17 protein-coding genes are annotated in these 17774 nt (G+C 69.7%); 4 read left to right on the top strand and 13 right to left on the bottom strand.

All coding sequences use genetic code 11. The features are described from left to right. Positions 1 to 4 precede the first annotated feature (4 nt). A complete protein-coding gene (locus OG876_RS26315; RefSeq protein WP_328519311.1) occupies positions 5 to 487 on the top strand; it encodes a hypothetical protein in 483 nt (160 codons plus the stop codon). A gap of 76 nt (positions 488 to 563) precedes the next feature. Here OG876_RS26315 and ligA read toward each other — a convergent pair whose 3' ends face one another. The 5 genes from ligA to OG876_RS26290 form a co-directional block, all read right to left on the bottom strand. After that, positions 564 to 2693 (bottom strand): NAD-dependent DNA ligase LigA, encoded by a 2130-nt coding sequence (gene ligA, locus OG876_RS26310; RefSeq protein WP_328519310.1) that lies wholly within the window; start codon positions 2691 to 2693, stop codon positions 564 to 566. Between the two features lie 78 nt (positions 2694 to 2771). After that, positions 2772 to 3749 (bottom strand): methionine synthase vitamin-B12 independent, encoded by a 978-nt coding sequence (locus OG876_RS26305; RefSeq protein WP_328519309.1) that lies wholly within the window; start codon positions 3747 to 3749, stop codon positions 2772 to 2774. After that, entirely contained in the window at positions 3746 to 4840 is a 1095-nt protein-coding gene (gene mnmA / locus OG876_RS26300; RefSeq protein WP_328519308.1) for a tRNA 2-thiouridine(34) synthase MnmA, read from the bottom strand. The genes OG876_RS26305 and mnmA overlap by 4 nt, the downstream gene beginning before the upstream one ends. Continuing rightward, positions 4840 to 6042, bottom strand: a complete 1203-nt coding sequence (locus OG876_RS26295) for a cysteine desulfurase family protein (protein ID WP_328519307.1) — start codon at positions 6040 to 6042, stop codon at positions 4840 to 4842. Before OG876_RS26295 ends, mnmA begins: the two co-directional genes overlap by 1 nt. Before the next feature lie 48 nt (positions 6043 to 6090). Then, entirely contained in the window at positions 6091 to 8712 is a 2622-nt protein-coding gene (locus tag OG876_RS26290; protein ID WP_328519306.1) for an ATP-binding protein, read from the bottom strand. Positions 8713 to 8830: 118 nt separating this feature from the next. On the opposite strand from OG876_RS26290, the gene OG876_RS26285 reads away from it, so the two are divergent. Continuing rightward, complete coding sequence (locus OG876_RS26285) at positions 8831 to 9415, top strand: dihydrofolate reductase family protein (RefSeq protein WP_328519305.1); 585 nt, start codon at positions 8831 to 8833, stop codon at positions 9413 to 9415. Further along, entirely contained in the window at positions 9415 to 9891 is a 477-nt protein-coding gene (locus OG876_RS26280; RefSeq protein WP_328519304.1) for a pyridoxamine 5'-phosphate oxidase family protein, read from the top strand. Before OG876_RS26285 ends, OG876_RS26280 begins: the two co-directional genes overlap by 1 nt. 86 nt (positions 9892 to 9977) lie before the next feature. Here OG876_RS26280 and OG876_RS26275 read toward each other — a convergent pair whose 3' ends face one another. The 4 genes from OG876_RS26275 to OG876_RS26260 all read right to left on the bottom strand — a co-directional run bounded on the left by OG876_RS26275 (position 9978) and on the right by OG876_RS26260 (position 13313). Further along, positions 9978 to 10643: a nucleotidyltransferase domain-containing protein gene (locus OG876_RS26275; protein ID WP_328519303.1), complete on the bottom strand. Its 666-nt coding sequence runs from the start codon at positions 10641 to 10643 to the stop codon at positions 9978 to 9980. A 13-nt stretch (positions 10644 to 10656) separates the two neighbouring features. Continuing rightward, a complete protein-coding gene (locus OG876_RS26270; protein WP_328519302.1) occupies positions 10657 to 11466 on the bottom strand; it encodes an NAD-dependent epimerase/dehydratase family protein in 810 nt (269 codons plus the stop codon). A gap of 93 nt (positions 11467 to 11559) precedes the next feature. Then, positions 11560 to 12516, bottom strand: coding sequence for an electron transfer flavoprotein subunit alpha/FixB family protein (locus OG876_RS26265; RefSeq protein WP_328519301.1), 957 nt, complete (start codon positions 12514 to 12516; stop codon positions 11560 to 11562). A gap of 14 nt (positions 12517 to 12530) precedes the next feature. Next, a complete protein-coding gene (locus OG876_RS26260; protein ID WP_328519300.1) occupies positions 12531 to 13313 on the bottom strand; it encodes an electron transfer flavoprotein subunit beta/FixA family protein in 783 nt (260 codons plus the stop codon). Positions 13314 to 13453: 140 nt separating this feature from the next. Between OG876_RS26260 and OG876_RS26255 the strand changes: the two genes are divergently transcribed. Next, positions 13454 to 14200, top strand: a complete 747-nt coding sequence (locus OG876_RS26255; RefSeq protein WP_328519299.1) for a class I SAM-dependent methyltransferase — start codon at positions 13454 to 13456, stop codon at positions 14198 to 14200. On the opposite strand, the gene OG876_RS26250 is transcribed toward OG876_RS26255, so the two are convergent. From OG876_RS26250 to OG876_RS26235, 4 genes are all read right to left on the bottom strand, one after another. After that, positions 14175 to 15026, bottom strand: coding sequence for a hypothetical protein (locus tag OG876_RS26250; protein ID WP_328519298.1), 852 nt, complete (start codon positions 15024 to 15026; stop codon positions 14175 to 14177). The two genes, OG876_RS26255 and OG876_RS26250, sit on opposite strands and share 26 nt — an antisense overlap. Positions 15027 to 15151: 125 nt before the next feature. Continuing rightward, a complete protein-coding gene (locus OG876_RS26245) occupies positions 15152 to 16012 on the bottom strand; it encodes an acyltransferase (protein WP_328519297.1) in 861 nt (286 codons plus the stop codon). Positions 16013 to 16021: 9 nt separating this feature from the next. Next, positions 16022 to 16978, bottom strand: a complete 957-nt coding sequence (locus OG876_RS26240) for a methyltransferase domain-containing protein (RefSeq protein ID WP_328519296.1) — start codon at positions 16976 to 16978, stop codon at positions 16022 to 16024. Beyond that, a complete protein-coding gene (locus OG876_RS26235) occupies positions 16979 to 17758 on the bottom strand; it encodes an enoyl-CoA hydratase/isomerase family protein (protein ID WP_328519295.1) in 780 nt (259 codons plus the stop codon). Between the last annotated feature and the right edge of the window lie 16 nt (positions 17759 to 17774).

Below are 17774 nucleotides of genomic sequence, written 5' to 3'. Positions count from 1 at the left end.
CACCGTGCTGCTGTTGCCAGCCGCCGCCCGGCTGCTGGCCCTGGGGACCCCACGCCTGCTGCTGGTACGGACCGCCTTGCTGCTGGGCGGTGCGCTGGCCCCAGCCGCCCTGCGCGGGCTGTCCCTGGGGCTGGCCCGGACCCGGTCGGCCCTGCTGGGCCGGCTGCTGACCCCACCCGCCCTGCTGCGGAGGCTGACCCTGCTGCGGAGGTTGCCCGTGCGGAGGTTGTCCGTGCGGGGCCTGTCCGTGCGGGGGCTGGCCATGCGGAGGCTGACCTTGCTGGGGCGGCCGACCCTGCTGCGGAGGCTGACCTTGGTGGGGAGGTTGCTGCGGGCGCTGACCCCAGCCGCCACCACCCTGGCCGGCAGGCTGCTGTCCCCAGCCGCCTTGCGCACTCTGTCCCCCTTGCTGCCCGCCTGGCTGGCCCCCCGGCTGCCCAGGACCCCACGGTCCCTGCGGCGGCGTCGTCATATTCGCTCCTTTTGACCCACGTGTGGACGTGCAAAGTTAACAGTCGGACGGCTCAGTCCGGCCGTTGGATCCACGCGATCCGGCGACGTGCCTACGCGTTGTCGGGGTCGGGGGTGGTGGCCACCTCGGAGGCGGCGTCGGCGCCCTGGTCGAGCAGCACCTGGAAGCCGGCCGCGTCCAGGATCGGGACGCCCAGCTGGACAGCCTTGTCGTACTTCGATCCCGGCGAGTCGCCGACCACCACGAACGAGGTCTTCTTCGAGACCGAGGACGCCGCCTTGCCGCCGCGCGACACGATCGCCTCGGTGGCCTCGTCCCGGCTGAAGCCTTCGACGGTGCCGGTCACGACGATCGAGAGGCCGGTGACGGTCTGCGCCACGGTCGGGCCGGTGCGCTCCTCGCGGAGCTGGACGCCGGCCGCCTTCCACTTGTCGACGATCGCCTGGTGCCAGTCGACCTCGAACCACTCGATCACCGCGTGCGCGATGGTCGGGCCGACACCCTCGATCTCCGAGAGCTCCTCCTCGCTCGCCGCGCGGATGCCCTCGATGTCGTCGTACACGGCCGCGAGCGCCTGCGCTGCGGTCGGGCCGACGTGCCGGATGGACAGCGCGACCAGGCCGCGGGACAACGGCTGGGTCTTGGCCTGCTCCAGGTTCGCCAGCAGGCGCAGGGCGTTCGCCGACAAGGATCCGGCCTTGACGGTGAAGAACGAACTCCGGGCCAGGTCCTCCTCGGTGAGCGCGAACAGGTCGCCCTCGTCCACGATCAGCCCGTCACTGATCAGTGCGTCGGCACCCTTGAACCCGAGCGCCTCGATGTCGAACGCCGACCGCCCGGCCAGGTGGAACAACCGCTCCCGCAACTGCGCCGGGCAGGACTTCGTGTTCGGGCAGCGGATGTCGACATCACCCTCCTTCATCGGGCGCAGCGTCGTACCGCAGGAGGGGCACTCGGTCGGCATCACGAACTCGTGGGCGTCGTCGGGCCGCAGGTCGATCACCGGGCCGAGGATCTCCGGGATCACGTCGCCGGCCTTGCGCAGGACGATGGTGTCGCCGATCCAGACGCCCTTGCGCTTGACCTCCGACGCGTTGTGCAGGGTCGCGAACTCGACCGTCGACCCGGCCACCCGGACCGGCTCCATCCGCCCGTACGGCGTGACGCGGCCGGTGCGGCCCACGTTCACCTCGATGTCGAGGAGCTTGGTGGTGACCTCCTCCGGCGGGTACTTGTACGCGATCGCCCAGCGCGGGGCGCTCGAGGTCGAGCCGAGCGCGCGCTGCAGGTCGACCTCGTCCACCTTCACCACGACACCGTCGATCTCGTGGTCGACGGAGTGCCGGTTCTCGCCGTAGTACGCGATGAACTCGTTGACCTGGTCGAGTGTCTCGACCTTGCGGGCGCGGTCACTGACCGGCAGGCCCCAGGCCTTGAGCTGCTCGTACGCCAAGGACAGCCGGCGGACGTGATAGCCGTCGACGCGGCCGAGGCCATGCACCACGAAGCGCAGCGGGCGGCTCGCGGACACCCTGGGGTCCTTCTGCCGCAGCGATCCGGCGGCGCTGTTGCGCGGGTTGGAGAACGGGTCCTTGCCCGCCTCGACCAGCTGCGCGTTCAGCTCCTCGAAGTCCTCGACGCGGAAGTAGACCTCGCCGCGGACCTCCAGGAAGGACGGCAGGTCCTTGCCGTCCAGCTCGTTCGGGATGCTCTTGATCGTGCGGACGTTGAGCGTCACGTCCTCGCCGGTGCGGCCGTCGCCGCGGGTGGCGCCGCTGACCAGCGTGCCGTTCTCGTAGACCAGGTCGAGGGCGAGCCCGTCGACCTTCAGCTCGCAGATGAAGCCGCTGTCGTGAATCTGCTGCAGCGTCACCTCCCGCTCGAGCCGCTTGGCCCACGCCTCCATCTGCTCGGCGGAGAACGCGTTGCCCAGGCTCTCCATCCGCATCGGGTGCTGGACCGGGGTGAACAGCGTGGAGATCGGGATGCCGACCTTCTGCGTCGGCGAGTCCGGCGTGCGGAGCTCGTTGTACTGCTCCTCGATCGCCTGCAGCTCGTGCATCAGCTCGTCGAAGTCCGCGTCCGAGATGATCGAGCTGCCCAGGTAGTACTTCACCCGGTGGTCCTCGATCTCCTTGCTCAGCGCGGCATGCCGCTCCCGCACCTCAGGCGGCGCAGCAGGCTGTTCACCAGCAGTACTCTCGGGAATCTCCTCGCTCATGAGCAAAACCTACAGCCGACCGCCGACGTTTCTGTGCAGGAGAGAGGCTGGCTCCGGCGGCGAGAACCGACTATTGGGTCAGGCGTCTGCAGCTTCGCCTACTGCGTCGACGACTCGGCGGAGCAGGTCCAATCGTGCCCGGGCGTCGGCCGGCGACGGAGAGGCCGCCAGGCCGCACGCAGGTGTGATCACGACCTTCTTCAGGAGTTCCGGGTCGAGGCCGAGCTCGCGCCAGCGGCGGATCAGCGGATCCGCGGCCTGCTCGGGGTTCGGCAGGGTGCCCGTGGTGGGGACCAGGCCCGCGTAGAGGGTCGTGCCGGCCTCGGCGGCGATGGCGATCTGATCCCACCCGGGATTGCCGAGCAAAGAGATGTCGACGGCGACGCCGGTGGCGCCGGACTTGGTGAAGACCTCGATCGGCGGTCGTGCGGCACAGCAGTGGATCACGTTGGGTGCTGCGGTCGTCACCAGGCTCAGGAGCTCCACAGCGCCCGGACCGTCGACCGAGCGGTGTTTGCTCCAGCCGGACGCCGTCGGGATTGCTCCGGCGAGTACGGCGGGCAGGGCCGGCTCGTCGATCTGTACGACGAGCTCCGCTCCCGGCACACGACGTCGTACCTCGGCGACGTGATCCCCCAGCCCCAACGCCAGCACCTCGGCCAGGTCACGCCGAGCCCCGTGGTCCGCGAGCACCTTGTCACCACGCGGCCGCTCGACGGTGGCCGCCAGAGTCCATGGCCCGGTGAGCTGCAGCTTCAACGGCCCGGCGTAGCCGTCCGCCAGTTCCTCGAGCACATCCAGATCCTCAGCGAGCAACGACCGCGCCCGCCGCTGATCCAGACTCGCCCGCGGATCGCTCCCGCCGGTCAGCCGCCACCCGGCCGGCTGCAGGTCTACGGCCAGCTCGGTCAGTACGGCGACGGCCCGGCTGAGCATGTCGCCGTACGGACGCGCCGGCAGCTCGGCCAGGAACGGGATGTCGACCGCCTCGAGCAGCACCTTCGTCCACTCGCGGATGTCCTCACCCGGCAGCGACCCCAGGCCCGTCGTCGTCATGCGTGTTGCGCTGCTGCCCGGGAGACCGTGTCGATTGTGGCTGATCCGATCACCCGTGTGCCGTCGTACAGGACGACGGCCTGGCCGGGTGCGACCGCTGAGGTCGGCTCGTCGAAGTCGACCAGGACGAGATCGCCTTCGAGTCGGGCGGTGACGGCGACCTCTTCGCCGTGCGCGCGCAGCTGGGCCTTCACATGCAGCTCGGAGTCCGGCACAGGACCGCACCAGCGCGGCTTCGACGCCGTCAGCTGCGCGACCGCCAGCTCCTCGCGCGATCCGACCGTCACCGTGCGGTCGACCGGGCTGATGTCCAGCACGAACCGCGGCTTGCCGTCGGCGGCCGGCGTACCGATCCGCAGACCCTTGCGCTGACCGACGGTGAAGCCGTGGGTGCCCTTGTGCTCACCGAGCTTGTTGCCCTGCGCATCGACGATGTCACCGGGTGCCTCACCGAGCTGCTTGCTGAGGAACCCCGGAGTGTTGCCATCGGCAATGAAGCAGATGTCGTGACTGTCCGGCTTGGCCGCCACCGACAACCCGCGCCGCTCGGCCTCGGCCCGGACCTCCGTCTTGGGCGTGTCCCCGAGCGGGAAGAACGCGTGCGCGAGCTGCTGCTGCGTGAGCACCCCGAGCACATAGGACTGGTCCTTGGCCGGATCCACTGCGCGATGCAACTCGCGAGCGCCGTCCGAGGTGTCCACGATCCGCGCGTAGTGCCCGGTCGCGACCGCGTCGAAGTCGAGTGCGAGCGCCCGGTCGAGTACGGCGCTGAACTTCACCTTCTCGTTGCACCGCAGGCACGGGTTCGGCGTACGACCGGCGGCGTACTCCGCGACGAAGTCCTCGACCACGTCGGCGTGGAACCGCTCGGCCAGGTCCCAGATGTAGAACGGGATCCCGATCACGTCCGCCGCCCGGCGGGCGTCGCGGGAGTCCTCGATCGTGCAGCAGCCGCGCGCGCCGCTGCGATACGACTGCGGGTTCCGGCTCAGCGCCAGGTGCACTCCGACCACGTCGTGCCCGGCCTCGGCCATCCGCGCCGCCGCGACGGCGGAGTCGACCCCGCCGGACATGGCTGCGAGTACCCGCATCAAGTGTTCCTTCCCACGTTCTGCAATCCTGCGGACTTCGCCCGCTCCACCACCGGTCCGATGTTCTCCAGTACGGCGTCGACGTCGGCGCGGGTGCTGGTGTGCCCGAGGGTGAACCGGAGTGACCCGCGCGCCCGCTGGTCGTCGTACCCCATGGCCAGCAGCACGTGGCTCGGCTCGGCGACTCCGGCGTTGCACGCGGACCCGGTCGACACCTCGATCCCGCGCGCGTCGAGCAGCAGCAACAGCGAGTCGCCCTCGCAGCCGCTGAAGGACAAGTGTGCGTTACCGGGCAAGCGGTCCGCCGGGTCACCCGACAACTTGGCGCCCTCGACCGTGCTCACCACGCCGTCGATCAACGCGTCCCGCAGCTCGGTCAGCCGGCGCGCCTCGTCCGCCTGGTGCTTGATCGCGTGCTCCATCGCGACCGCGAACCCCGCGGTCGCGGGCGCGTCCAGCGTGCCGGAGCGGACGTCGCGCTCCTGCCCACCGCCGTGCAGGATCGGCGTCAGCTTCGTCTCCTTGTGGACGACCAGCGCACCGATCCCGTACGGACCGCCGAGCTTGTGCGCGGACACGGTCATCGCGTCCACCCCCAGCTCCGCGAAGTCCACCGGCACCTGCCCGATCGCCTGGACGGCGTCGGTGTGCACGGGGACGCCGTACTCCTGCGCGATCGCCGCGATCTCGCCCACCGGCTGCAGCGTGCCGACCTCGTTGTTCGCCATCATCAACGTGACGAACGACACGCTCTCCGGATCGCTCTCGATCGCCCGTCGTACGTCGTCCGGCCGCACCCGCCCGAGCTCGCCGACCGGCAGCCACTCGATCTCGGCCTGCTCGTGCCGACCCAGCCAGATGGCCGGATCGAGTACGGCGTGATGCTCGATCCCGCTGAGCAGGATCCGGCGGCGCCGCGGGTCCTCGGCCAGCCGGGCCCACCACAGCCCCTTCAGGGCGAGGTTGTCCGCCTCGGTGCCGCCGGAGGTGAAGACCACCTCGCTCGGCTGCGCTCCGAGCGCCTCGGCGATCGTCTCGCGCGATTCCTCGACCGTCCGCCGGGCCGCTCGGCCGGAGCCGTGCAGGGACGACGCATTGCCGGTCCGCGCGAGGTGATAGGTCATCGCCTCGATCGCGGCCGGGAGCATCGGAGTGGTCGCCGCGTGGTCCAGGTACACGGTGCGGCGCTCGGGAGAGGTCATAACGGTTTCAAGAGTATGTCCGCCACGGTTGTTCCCGCTCCTCGGGCCTCAGCGGTGGGACAGGAGCCGGAGCGTACGGGCGTGCTCGAAGTGTGCTCCGATCCGCTCGAACCGGTCGGCCGCCTCCGCGAGCGTGCCCCGGTCCCGGGTCAGGCGGCCGCCGGCGCGCAGCAGCACGGCGCCCGACCAGTCGTTCTCCGTGACCGCGCGTTCGACGTAGTGCGGGGCGTCGTGGAAGCCTGCGACGACCGCCAGCTCGGCACCCGCGGCGCGTGCGTACGGGACCCACCACGGCTCGGGAAACTCCGCGAAAGCCCGCTGGACCGCGTTTGCGACGTTGGAGGTCAGCAAGCCGCCTTCGAGGCTGTGCAGGGTCAGGCGGGCGTCGACGAAGGCAGCGTTTGCCGCCAGCGCCGGAGAGTCGGCCGGGTCCTGTACGCGGGCGATCTCCAGGGCACGGGCCTGCCAGACCGACGCAAGGCCGGTGCCGAGCAGTCCGTGGGCCAGCGCGGCTGAGGAAGCGGCCGATGCCATCCAGGCGTGCGGAGGGCAGCCGGCGGCACGCCAGCCGTTCCACATCACGTCCGCCGCCTCGACCGCTTCGTCGAACAGTCCGGCCAGGGCGAACGCGCGGACCTGGCGCGGGGCGGTGATGAACGGGTGAACGTGCGCGGGGTCGTCGGTGAGCCGCGCCAGCCGAACCGCCTCGGTCAGTTCACCGGACGCCACCGCGGTCGTGGAGGCGACGTGGTAGGCGTCGACGATCTCCGCGACCGCTCGGGGGTCGTGCTCGGGCAGGGTCGCCGCCAGCGCGAGTCGTTCCTTCGCAGCCTCGCGGGCGTCGTGGAGACGGCCGACGCCACCGACGGCGGTGCCGTACGCGTCGAGCGCGTTCATGATGGCCAGCGGGTCCTTGGACCAGCGGGCCGCTGCGACGGCAGCCTCGGCCGACGGGATATCGAAGCGGGCGATCCAGGCGCGGGCGATGCGGACGGCAACGGTGTCGGCGTCCGCTGCGAGCAGACCGGCACCGCGGTCGGCCGGGATGGGTTCTTCGACCTCGTACCGGTTGATGATGGTGACCGCGTTGGCGAGGGCCTCTTGCTCGAGCTGGTGGTTGTGCTCGGCGGCGGCGCGTTCCGCTGCCCGCAGCATGAGGTGGTAGGACTCCGTGCCGTCGGCGACCACGAGGGTGGCGTCGGCCGCGTCGCGGAGGTCGTCGTACAGCTCGGCTGCGTCGGCGGCGTGGGCCGCGGCGGTGAGGTAGTGGTCGTGCGCCTCGATGAAGCGCTTCCGTGCGAACGTCAGGTGCGCAAGCCGGCGGGCCAACCGGCGCAGGTCGGTCCCGGATGCCTCTGTGTGGCGGACTGCAGCGCGGAGATCAGCGGTGACCTGGTCGAACTCGGTCTGCCAATCGTCACCGGCTTCCAGCCTGGTCTCGAGGTGTGCGGCGGTGCTGTCGGCCCACGCCAGATGCAGTACGGCGACCTCGTCGTACTCACCGGATCGGTCCAGCTCGTCCAAGGCGAACGCGCGGACTGTGTCGAGCATCCGCCATCTGCTCGTGCCGGCGTACTGACCGCGATGCAGCAGGCTCTTGTCGGTCAGCCGTCCGAGGAGGTCGCTCAGCTCGGCTTTCCCGGTCGCCGGCGTCAGAGCGGACGCAGCGGCAAGGTCGAATCCACCGACGAAGACTCCGAGCCGACGGAACAGAGCCCGCTCGGCGTCGTCCAGCAGGTCGTAGCTCCAGCCGATCACCTGTGCCAGCGAGTGATGCCGCTCGTTCGGCCCACGCCCGCCGGCCAGCAACCGCAGGCGGTCGTCGAGCGCGGCCAGCAAGCCATCCGGCCCGAGTGAGCCAGCACGGGCGGCTGCCAGCTCGATCGCCAGCGGTACGCCGTCCAGCTCGGCACACACCTTCGCCGCGAGGACGGCGTCGTCGGCGAGCTCCGGTGCCACCAGTGCGGCGCGGTCGCGGAAGAGTTGCTCGGCCTCGGCGCCCAGCTTGAGCGGACCCAGCTGTAGTGGCCGCTCCCCCGCCACACCGAGCCGTTCCCGGCTCGTCGCCAGTACGGCGGTCTCCGAAGCCTCGGCGAGGATGCGGGCGACCAGACTGCCCACGTCCGCCACTACGTGCTCGCAGTTGTCCAGGACAAGCAGGGTCCGGCCACGCTTGAGGCGATCGAGCACTGCGTCGACCAGGGTCTGCGGGGGCTGCTCCCTGACCTGGAGTGCTTCGGCTACTGCCGCGACAACGAACCCGGGCCGCACCGGGACGAGGTCGACGACTGCACCGCCGTACGGATAGTTGTCCCCGACCTCGGCGGCGATGCGGAGGGCCAGACGGGTCTTGCCGACGCCTCCGGGGCCGAGGAGGCTGACCAAGCGGTTGCTTGTGAGGGCGGCCAGGATTTCGGATCGATCCTGCTCGCGGCCTACGAAGCTGGTGCCTGGACCGGTCGGTGTGCTGAAGCCCTGGTCCACGGTGGGCAGTCCGGCCAGCTCGTGGCGGTCCGAGACGCCGTACTTGCGTAGCAGTGCGGAGACGTGGCTCTCCACCGTGCGGATGCTGATGTGCAGTTGCCGAGCGATCTGGGCGTTGGACCGGCCACCGGCCAGCGCGGTGAGGACCTCGGCCTCCCGCGCGGACAGCTCCTTCGGACCAGCCATCCGCCCATCATGCCGTCATCAGTGGTGCTTCCGTGGTGCTTCCGTGCTCGGCACGGACGACTTTCCGTGCCGCCGGCTCGGAGGCTGGTGCCCACAACCTCGTTGATGGGAGAACACCATGGGACGCGTATTTCTGGACATCACGATGTCGCTGGACGGCTTCGTCACGGCCCCCGGCGCCGACCTCGCGCACGGTCTCGGGATCGGAGGCGAACCGTTGCACGACTGGGTTGCCGATCCGGCCGAGGCCGACCGGAAGGTGCTCGACCAGTTGTTCGCCGAGGTCGGCGCGGTGCTGATGGGACGCCGTACGTTCGACGTCATCGACGGACCGCAGGGCTGGGAGCGTGATGACGCGGCGCCGCCGGTCTTCGTGGTCACGTCCCATCGACCGGCGCGGGTGCGGCTCGGTGACCGGTTCCGCTTCGAGACCGACGGGATCGTGCCGGCGCTGAAGTCGGCGAGGGCCGCTGCGGGCGCGAAGGACGTGGTGGTGATGGGTGGCGGTCACCTCTGCCGGCAGTACCTGTACGCCGGCCTGGTGGACGAGGTGCGGATCCACCTGGCGCCTATCGTCCTCGGAGACGGCACTCCGCTGTTCGAGCGGACCACGATCCCGCCCATCCGCTTGGTCCAGCGCGACACCGTGAGTACGCCGAACGCCACCCATCTCACGTACGACGTAGTCCGTCAGGAGAAGTGATGTCGCAAGAGACTCTCGACCGGCGCGCGGCGGCGGTCATCGAAGCCAACAAGTACATGACGTTGGGAACGGTCGACGCTGAGGGTCTGCCCTGGGTCACGCCGGTCTACTTCACGCCCGATGGCCACGACGACTTCTACTGGGCGTCGTCACCGGATGCCCTGCATTCACAGAACATCGCGGCCGCTCCGGACGTCACGATCGCGATCTTCGACTCGAGCGTCCGCATCGGCGGCGCCTCGGCCGTGTACTTCCGGGCCCGCGCCGAACTCGTCCCGGACGACGAACTCGATCAGTGCGCCGCCTTGTACACCTCGCGCTATCCAGAACTCCGCGCGTACGGTGTCGACGAACTCCGCCCTCCGGCCGAGCTGCGCCTCTACCGGGCCCGGGCCACCGCCCACTGGCTCCTCGTCCGCGGCGGAGACCCCGACTACGGCACCGGGACAGATTCCCGCCGCCCAGTCTGGCTCTGAAGCGCCGTGCCGCACCCGCCTGCCGGTCAGGCCGCGGGTGCTGCGCGGGCGCCGGGTCGCCTGCCCCGCCGGTCAGTTGGGTGGTCTCAGGTGGCTGATATTGCGCGGATGCGGGGTGGCCAGGGGTGGTTGGGGTGTAGGTGGTCGATCATGTCGGCCAGCCAGGTGCGGCGGTCTGGGGTGAGGAGGGGAAGCGTTGCTTCCAGGTCGCGCTCGTCTTTCGGGCGGCCGAGGCGGGCCTTGTAGGCGATCGCCAGTTCGGGGTTGACGTAGCGGATGCCGTCGGGTGCCCGCCAAGTGATCTCGTCGAGGGCGTAGTCGAGACTGGGATCACGGCGGAAGACCCAGCGGCCGTCGCGGTCCGGGTTCGGCTGGAGGTCGAACTCCCAGGGCGCCAGCGCATGCCGCCGCAACCAGATCTGGTCGGCATCGTCGGGCTGCTCAGGCCGCTCATCGGTCAGCGGCCGCAGCCGCCCACCCGCGTTGGACCACAGGTCGTAGCGGTCACTGAGCTGAAGGCGGAGCTTCTCGATGTCGCGGCGCCAGAGTGATACGTCGACGTCCTCGTGCTCCCGCCGTACGCCGGTGAAGGCCTCGATCGCCCATCCACCGGTGATCCACCAGTCACCGTCGAACCCGTGCATCAACTCCTGCGCATCCGCCGGCGTCGACACCTTCCACGGCCCGTACAGGCGCTGGAACGCCAACTCCTCCGGATCCAGCCCGTCCGCATACCAAGGCCGCTCCTCCATCGAACCTCCCGAGCTAGTTTCGCCAACGGCTGTGGTGGGTCCAGCCGATCACCTCGGCGGCGCGACGGCAGTCGAAGAGCGACTGGGTGCCGGAGAGGTCCCCGGTGACCACGGTGTCCGGTGAGTAGCGCGCGAGCAAGTCGGCGGTGGGCTGCTCCATGCCCGTGTCCTCGGCGGCGATCACCAAGGTCTCGTAGCGTTCGGCGGCCGTGCGTGGCTGCAGGGACAGCACGCAGGCCCGAGCCGCCTCGGCGAGATCGACGTACCCCCAGAGGTTGCGGCGGTTGTCCTCAGGCGGCGCGTCGGCGATGTACCGGCGTACTTCGTCGGGGGTCAGGATCCAGTGGAAACGGAGGGCGGTGACCTGCATGCCGCGGCGCGCGTACATCTCGCCCATGCGCTCGAGCACGTCTTTGGTGAGCGCGTACGGATCGACGTATCGGAGTGCGGTCTCCTCATCGATCGGCACCGACGGAGTGCCGATCTCCTCCGGTGACCACGCGGTGCCGTAGATCGACCCGCTTGAAGCGAGCACGGCCGTCCGGATGCCTTGCGCCCACGCCTCTTCCAGCGCGTTGAACGTCGTGAGCGCGTTGGCCTCGAGCAGGCGCACCGGCGTGATGTTCTCCGGACTCGCGATCCCGGCACAATGCACGATCGCATCCACCCCACGCAGCGACCGCGCCACAGCCTCCCGGTCACTCAGGTCGACCGCCCCCGGTCCCACCAGGTCTGCCTCGACCACCTCATAGCCCTCGGCAACCAACTGCCGACAGACCTCACTCCCCAACTTCCCCCGAGCCCCACTAACCCAAATCCGCACCCCCCGCATGCTAGCCACCCAACCCTCAACCCCGTCCGACCTGCCGGGCACCCGCACTGGTTCGGGTGAGGGTGCCCGGGGTGCCGGGTGGGGTCAGGACTTGCGTTTGGTTACTTCTTCGGTGGCGGTGGGGAGGACCTTGTGGAGGTCGCCTACTACGCCGAAGTCGACCAGTTCGAAGATGGGGGCTTCGGGGTCCTTGTTGATGGCGACGATGGTTTTCGAGGTTTGCATGCCGGCTCGGTGCTGGATAGCGCCCGAGATGCCTGCCGCCACGTAGAGCTGCGGGGAGACGGTCTTGCCGGTCTGGCCCACCTGGTAGGCGTGCGGGTACCAACCCGAGTCCACGGCGGCGCGGGAGGCGCCGACTGCGGCGCCCAGGGAGTCGGCGAAGGCTTCGACCGGGCCGAAGTCGCCGCCGGTGCCGCGGCCGCCGGAGACGATGATCGCGGCCTCGGTGAGCTCGGGGCGCCCCGTCGCCTCGCGGGGCTTGGAGTCGGTGATGCGGGCGGTCTTCGCGCCGTCGGAGATCGTCACGTCGAACTCCTCCACCTCGGGCGACGTCTGCGCGGCCTCCGGGGTGGCGGAGTTCGGCTTGACCGTGATGATCGGCGTGCCGTGGGTGACCTTCGCCTGGACGGTGAAGTTGCCCGCGAACACCGACTGCGTGGTGACCGCACCACCATCGCCGGCGACGACATCCACGGCGTCGGTGATGAGGCCGGAATCGAGCTTGACCGCCAGCCGGGCCGCGATCTCCTTGCCCTCGGCGTTCGACGAGATCAGGATTGCGGCCGGCTCGATCTTCGCCGCGACCTGCTGGAGCGCCTCCGCCTTCGGAGCCACCAGGAACTGCGTGAGCGACGGGTCGGACAGCGCGATCACCTTGGTCGCGCCGTACTGACCCAGCGCCGGCAGCGCGTCCTGCACGCCGTCGCCGATGTAGACGGCGACCGGCTCGCCGAGCCGGCGCGCGATGGTGAGGAGCTCCGCGGTGGTCTTGCGGACCTGGCCGCCGGTGTGGTCAACGAGAACCAGAACGTTCGACATGAACTGATCGCTCCTCAGAGGAACTTGTTGGTGGACAGGAACTCGACGAGCTCGGCGGCGCCGCTGCCGTCCTCGTCGGTGACGATCGTGCCGGCGCTGCGCGGCGGACGGGCGGTCACCTCGACCACCTCGGTCCACGCGCTCGCGCCACCCACCTGGTCGGCGGAGATCTCCAGGTCGGCCAGCGACCAGGTCTGGACCGGCTTCTTCTTCGCCGCCATGATCCCCTTGAACGACGGGTACCGCGGCTCGTTGGCCTGGTCGGACACCGACAGCACCAGCGGCAGCGTGCCCTCGACCGTGTCGCTCGCGGTGTCGCCGTCACGGCGGATCCGCACGGTCTGTCCGTCGACGGTCACCTCCGAGCCCAGCGTGACGGCCGGCAGCCCGAGCCGCTCCGACACCATCGCCGGCACGACACCCATGCTGCCGTCGGTCGAGCCCATCCCGAACACGACCAGATCGGCCTCGAGCTTGGCCAGCGCCTTCGACAGGATCAGCGAGGTCGCGACCGCGTCCGAGCCGTGGATCGCGTCGTCGATCACGTGGACACCGGCGTCGGCGCCCATCTGCAGGCCTTTCTTCACCGCGTCGGCGGCCTGCTCCGGCCCTACGGTCAGCACCGTCACCTCGGCGTCACCGGCCTCCTTCACAGTCAGAGCGGTCTCGACGGCGTACTCGTCCAGCTCGGACAGCAGCCCGTCGACACCCGCACGGTCCACCGTGTTGTCCTCCGAGCGGAAGCGGCGGTCCGCGGTGGCATCCGGCACGAACTTCGCGCAGACGACGATCTTCATAGCGTGTGGGACCCCTTCTGGTTAACGGTCTCTCCCAAGCCTGCCACGGATGTTACTCGCGAGAAACATAAGGCGCGTGCGAGTCCCATCACAGTCCGGCGCAGCACCGGTCCGGCCAGCGCAGCCCTAGTCTGACTCAGGTGACCGAGACGTTACCGCTCACCGGCGAGAGAACCGCGCCCGGGATCTGGCACGAGAACTACTGGTTCGCGCGCCACGACGCCGCCTATCGCTGGATCACGGCCAAGCTGCCGATCGATCCGACCGGCCGCGTCCTCGACGCCGGCTGCGGCGAGGGCTACGGCGCGGAGCAACTCCGCCTGGCCGGGGCGGACTCCGTGACCGGTCTCGACTATGAACATACGACGTTGCGGCACGTCCGCAGGGTTTATCCACAGCTCAGTGTCGTCCGGGGCAATCTCGTCCAGACCGCCTTCGCGACCGGCACGTTCGATCTCGTCACGTCCTTGCAGACGATCGAGCACCTCTGGGAGCAGCCGCGGTTCGTCACCGAGTGCGCGCGCATCATCAAGCCGACCGGCACCCTCGTCCTGAGTACGCCGAACCGCCTGACCTTCCCGAGTGGGAACTGGTACCACACGCGGGAACTCACGGCCGCCGAGTTCGCCGAACTGCTCGAGCCGCATTTCGACATCACGCAAGCCCTCGGACTCCGCCACGGACGACGACTTACCGAATGGGAGGCGCAGTACGGGTCCTGCGTCGACGGTCAGCTGGCCGCCGAGCATGACGCGTGGGATGCGAGTCTCGCCGAGCTCGTCACGAGCACCACGCACGAGGACTTCGAGATCCGCCCAGGCGACCTGGACGAATCTCTCGATCTCATCCTCGTGGCGCGACCTAAGGACGCACGAAGCGTTCGATGATCTTGCCGGCGATCAGGTAGACGAGCGCCGCGATCCCCCAGTTCACCAGCAGGGTGTTCTTCGCGGTCTCGAGCCGGAACAGGTCCTTGAACGGCCCGACCAGGTCGTGCCCGCGCTCCAGGATCCAGCGCACGATCTCGTTGCTCTGGTTGGTCTGGTCGAGCGCGGTGAACAGCGCACCGAGCGCCAGTACGGCGGCCGCCAGCACCGCGGCCAGCCAGATCAGCGAGGCGATCAGGTTGCGCAGCTTCCGCACCCCGGAGCCCACCGACGTCAGCGCCTGCTTGCCCTTGCCCGAGCCGGCCGAGCCCCTCGGGCCGGCAGGCTTGTTGCTCGAGGCAACAGCCGCTGCCGGCACCTTGCCGACCGGCTTGGTCACCGACGTCGCCGCCGGATCGCTGCTCGCGGCGGCCTTGCCGGCCTCGGGTGCGGCTGCCTCCGAGCCGGCCGCACCGGTGCCCGCGGCCGGACTGCCGGCCGGGGTCTCCGCCGCAGCCTTCTCCCGCGCTCGCTGCTCCGCGACGATCTCCGCCGCGGTCTTCGGCCGGGCGGTCCTCGTCGCGGTGGCCGTCGTCCCCGCACCGCTCGCCTCGGCCGCCGGCGTCGTGGTGCCGGTGTCCGCGGCCTTGTCGGCTTCGGCAGCCGTCGCCTTCTCGTCGTGCGTACCCACGTCGTCCATCTCCTCAGCCGGGGTCGGTTCCTCGTCCGTCGCCGGTCCGGTGGTCGCGGCCGGCGGTCTCCTGCGCCGGCTGACCGGGACCGGCCGCGGTGACAACCTGCGCCGGGCGCCCGCGAACGGAGCCCGAGCCGCTGTCGTGCCGTCCACTGCCTGTACCTCTGGGTCCAACCTGTGATTCACGCCCACATCCGGATCATTCGTTTCAAACACTGGTTCCAACGTAGCGCCAGCGGGTTCGGTCACGATCGGCGGACGGCTCCGCACCGATGGGATCAGGCACGGTGGGTCTCCTCTCCGACGCTCAACCGATCGTGTGGGGCCGCTGACTCTTCGTGCGGGACATAGTGCCCGACCGGTGAGTAACTTGAGAACCCCTCGCCGCCAACCTCTTCGTCACCGGTCGCCACCACATCGTCGGCCGCGGCCTCCTCCGGTACGACGCTCGCCTCGACGGGGACTCCGGTATGGAGCCGCGCCTTGGTGCGGGCGTTGGCCTCGGCCAGACCGGCCAGGTAGGCGCGGCGGGCGGCGTTGGCCGCGTAACGGGTGGTGCGGTCGGCGACGACGACGGCCGGGACCCCGGCGGCGACGGCGTACGCAGGAATGTTGCCACGGGCAACGCTGTTCGCGCCGATCACCACGCCGCGACCGATGTCGGTTCCGCGCGTCACGGTCACCTTCGTGGCCAGCCAGCAGTCCGGGCCGATCCGGACCGGTGACTTCACCAGGCCCTGATCCTTGATCGGCAGGTCCAGGTCGTCGGTCTTGTGGTCGAAGTCGCAGATGTAGGTCCAGTCCGCGATCAGCGTGGACGCACCGATCTCGATGTCCAGGTAGCAGTTCACCGTGACGTCGCGGGCGAACACCACCTTGTCGCCGATCCGCAGCGTGCCCTCGTGCGCGCGCAGCCGCGTCTCGTCACCCAGGTGCACCCACTTGCCGAGGATGATCCGGCCGTGGCCGGGCCGCGCCACGACCTCCAGCTTCTTGCCCAGGAAGACGAAACCCTCGGTGATCACCTGCGGGTGGCGCAGCTTGAACCAGGCGAACCGCCAGTAGCGCTTCAGGTAGTACGGCGTCCAGGCCCGATGGCGCACCACCCAGCTCAGATTCGCCGCGGTCAGCAACCGCATCAGAACACCTTACTGCGCAGAGGGAGCGACACCTGTGATCGAGACGTTGTAGTACAGCTCGTCGGGAACGACGGCCGACAGCACCTTGTCCACCTTCGACAACTGCAGCCACGACCTGTACGCGAACATCCGCCAGCCGAACCCGAGCTTCTGCTCCGGTACGGCGGCCTCGAACGTCCGGATCGGCCACCCGACCCACGCCGCCAACAGCTCCTCGGTGACAGTCCGTACGTCGACAGCCCCGGCGCGACCGGCCATCCGGGCCAGCGTGTCCGGGTCGAACGTGTGCAGATCGACGACCGCCTCCAGCGCGGCCGCCCGCGACGACTCGTCGAGCTCTTCCTGCGGACGACGCCACTGCGAGAGCGCGGGCAGCTTGGTCACGTTCGTGGTCGCCCACCAGGTGAACCGGGACAGCCGGCGCGCGACGTAATCGCCGTACCGGGTCGGTTCGCCGCAGATGACGAAGCGGCCGCCCGGCTTGAGCACGCGCAGCATCTCGCGGAAGGCGAGCTCCACGTCCGGGATGTGGTGGATGACGGCGTGGCCGATGACGAGGTCGAAGGTGTCGTCGTCGTACGGCAGCTTCTCCGCGTCCGCGACCCGGCCCTCGACCGCGAAGCCGAGGGTGGCCGCGTTCTTCTCGGCCGCCTCGACCATGCCCGGCGAGAGGTCGGTGACGTGCGCTTCGGCGAGCACTCCGGCCAGCTTGAGGTTCAGGGTGAAGAAGCCCGTGCCGGCGCCGATCTCCAGCGACTTGCCGTACGGCCAGCCGTCCGCGCCGGCGATCGCCGTGAAGCGGTCACGGGCGTAGGTGACGCAGCGTTCGTCGTACGAGATCGACCACTTCTCGTCGTACGTCGCCGCCTCCCAGTCGTGGTAGAGCACCTGGGCGAGCTTGTTGTCGTTCCAGGCCGCCTCGACCTCTTCGGCGGTCGCGGCCGGCTTCTCAGCAGAGGTGGTCATTCAGTTTCCCTTGAACTCGGCCTTGCCGGGGCCGTTCTCGACGAAGGACTTCATCCCGATGCCGCGGTCCTCCGTGGCGAACAGCGCGGCGAACTGCTGCCGCTCGATCTCGAGCCCGGTCTGCAGGTCCACGCCGAGCCCGGCGTCGATCGCCTCCTTGGCGGCCCGCAGCGCCAGCGCCGCGCCGCCGGCGAACTGCGACGCCCAGGCCACAGCCGCGGTGTACACCTCGGCGGCCGGCACGACCTTGTCGACCAGGCCGATCGCCAGCGACTCGGCGGCGTCGACGAAGCGTCCGGTGTAGATGATGTCCTTGGCCTTGGACGCGCCGATCAGGCGGGACAGCCGCTGGGTGCCGCCGGCGCCGGGGATGACGCCGAGCAGGATCTCCGGCTGGCCGAGCTTGGCGTCCTCGGCGGCGATCCGGTAGTCGGCGCACAGCGCCAGCTCGCAGCCACCACCGAGCGCGTAACCGGTGATGGCGGCGACGGTCGGCTTCGGGATCGCGGCGACCGCGGACAGCGCGGTCTGCAGCGGACCGGAGCGCTTGACCATGTCGGCGTACGACATGTCGGCCATCTCCTTGATGTCCGCGCCGGCCGCGAACACCCGCTCACCGCCGTAGACCACCACGGCGCGGACCGCGTCGTCCTCGGCCGCAGCAACCGCCGCCGCCCGGATCTCTTCCTGGACCTGGACGTTCAGCGCGTTCATCTTCGGCCGGTCCAGCCGGATCGTGCCCACACCATCACTCACGGTGAGGTTGACGAACTGGCCCATCGCCTCGCTCCTTCAC

It is taken from the genome of Kribbella sp. NBC_00359 (genome assembly GCF_036097425.1).
In the GTDB taxonomy this organism is placed as follows: Bacteria; Actinomycetota; Actinomycetes; order Propionibacteriales; family Kribbellaceae; genus Kribbella.
This window is presented reverse-complemented; position numbering and strand designations above follow the sequence as displayed.

Bases quoted from the DNA above. Each gene is read 5' to 3' on its own strand.
- OG876_RS26240 (WP_328519296.1), bottom strand. From the start codon at position 16,978: ATGACCACCTCTGCTGAGAAGCCGGCCGCGACCGCCGAAGAGGTCGAG.
- OG876_RS26235 (WP_328519295.1), bottom strand. From the start codon at position 17,758: ATGGGCCAGTTCGTCAACCTCACCGTGAGTGATGGTGTGGGCACGATC.
- OG876_RS26245 (WP_328519297.1), bottom strand. From the start codon at position 16,012: ATGCGGTTGCTGACCGCGGCGAATCTGAGCTGGGTGGTGCGCCATCGG.
- OG876_RS26275 (WP_328519303.1), bottom strand. From the start codon at position 10,643: ATGGAGGAGCGGCCTTGGTATGCGGACGGGCTGGATCCGGAGGAGTTG.
- OG876_RS26285 (WP_328519305.1), top strand. From the start codon at position 8,831: ATGGGACGCGTATTTCTGGACATCACGATGTCGCTGGACGGCTTCGTC.
- OG876_RS26280 (WP_328519304.1), top strand. From the start codon at position 9,415: ATGTCGCAAGAGACTCTCGACCGGCGCGCGGCGGCGGTCATCGAAGCC.
- OG876_RS26265 (WP_328519301.1), bottom strand. From the start codon at position 12,516: ATGTCGAACGTTCTGGTTCTCGTTGACCACACCGGCGGCCAGGTCCGC.
- OG876_RS26290 (WP_328519306.1), bottom strand. From the start codon at position 8,712: ATGGCTGGTCCGAAGGAGCTGTCCGCGCGGGAGGCCGAGGTCCTCACC.
- mnmA (WP_328519308.1), bottom strand. From the start codon at position 4,840: ATGCGGGTACTCGCAGCCATGTCCGGCGGGGTCGACTCCGCCGTCGCG.
- OG876_RS26305 (WP_328519309.1), bottom strand. From the start codon at position 3,749: ATGACGACGACGGGCCTGGGGTCGCTGCCGGGTGAGGACATCCGCGAG.
- ligA (WP_328519310.1), bottom strand. From the start codon at position 2,693: ATGAGCGAGGAGATTCCCGAGAGTACTGCTGGTGAACAGCCTGCTGCG.
- OG876_RS26295 (WP_328519307.1), bottom strand. From the start codon at position 6,042: ATGACCTCTCCCGAGCGCCGCACCGTGTACCTGGACCACGCGGCGACC.
- OG876_RS26260 (WP_328519300.1), bottom strand. From the start codon at position 13,313: ATGAAGATCGTCGTCTGCGCGAAGTTCGTGCCGGATGCCACCGCGGAC.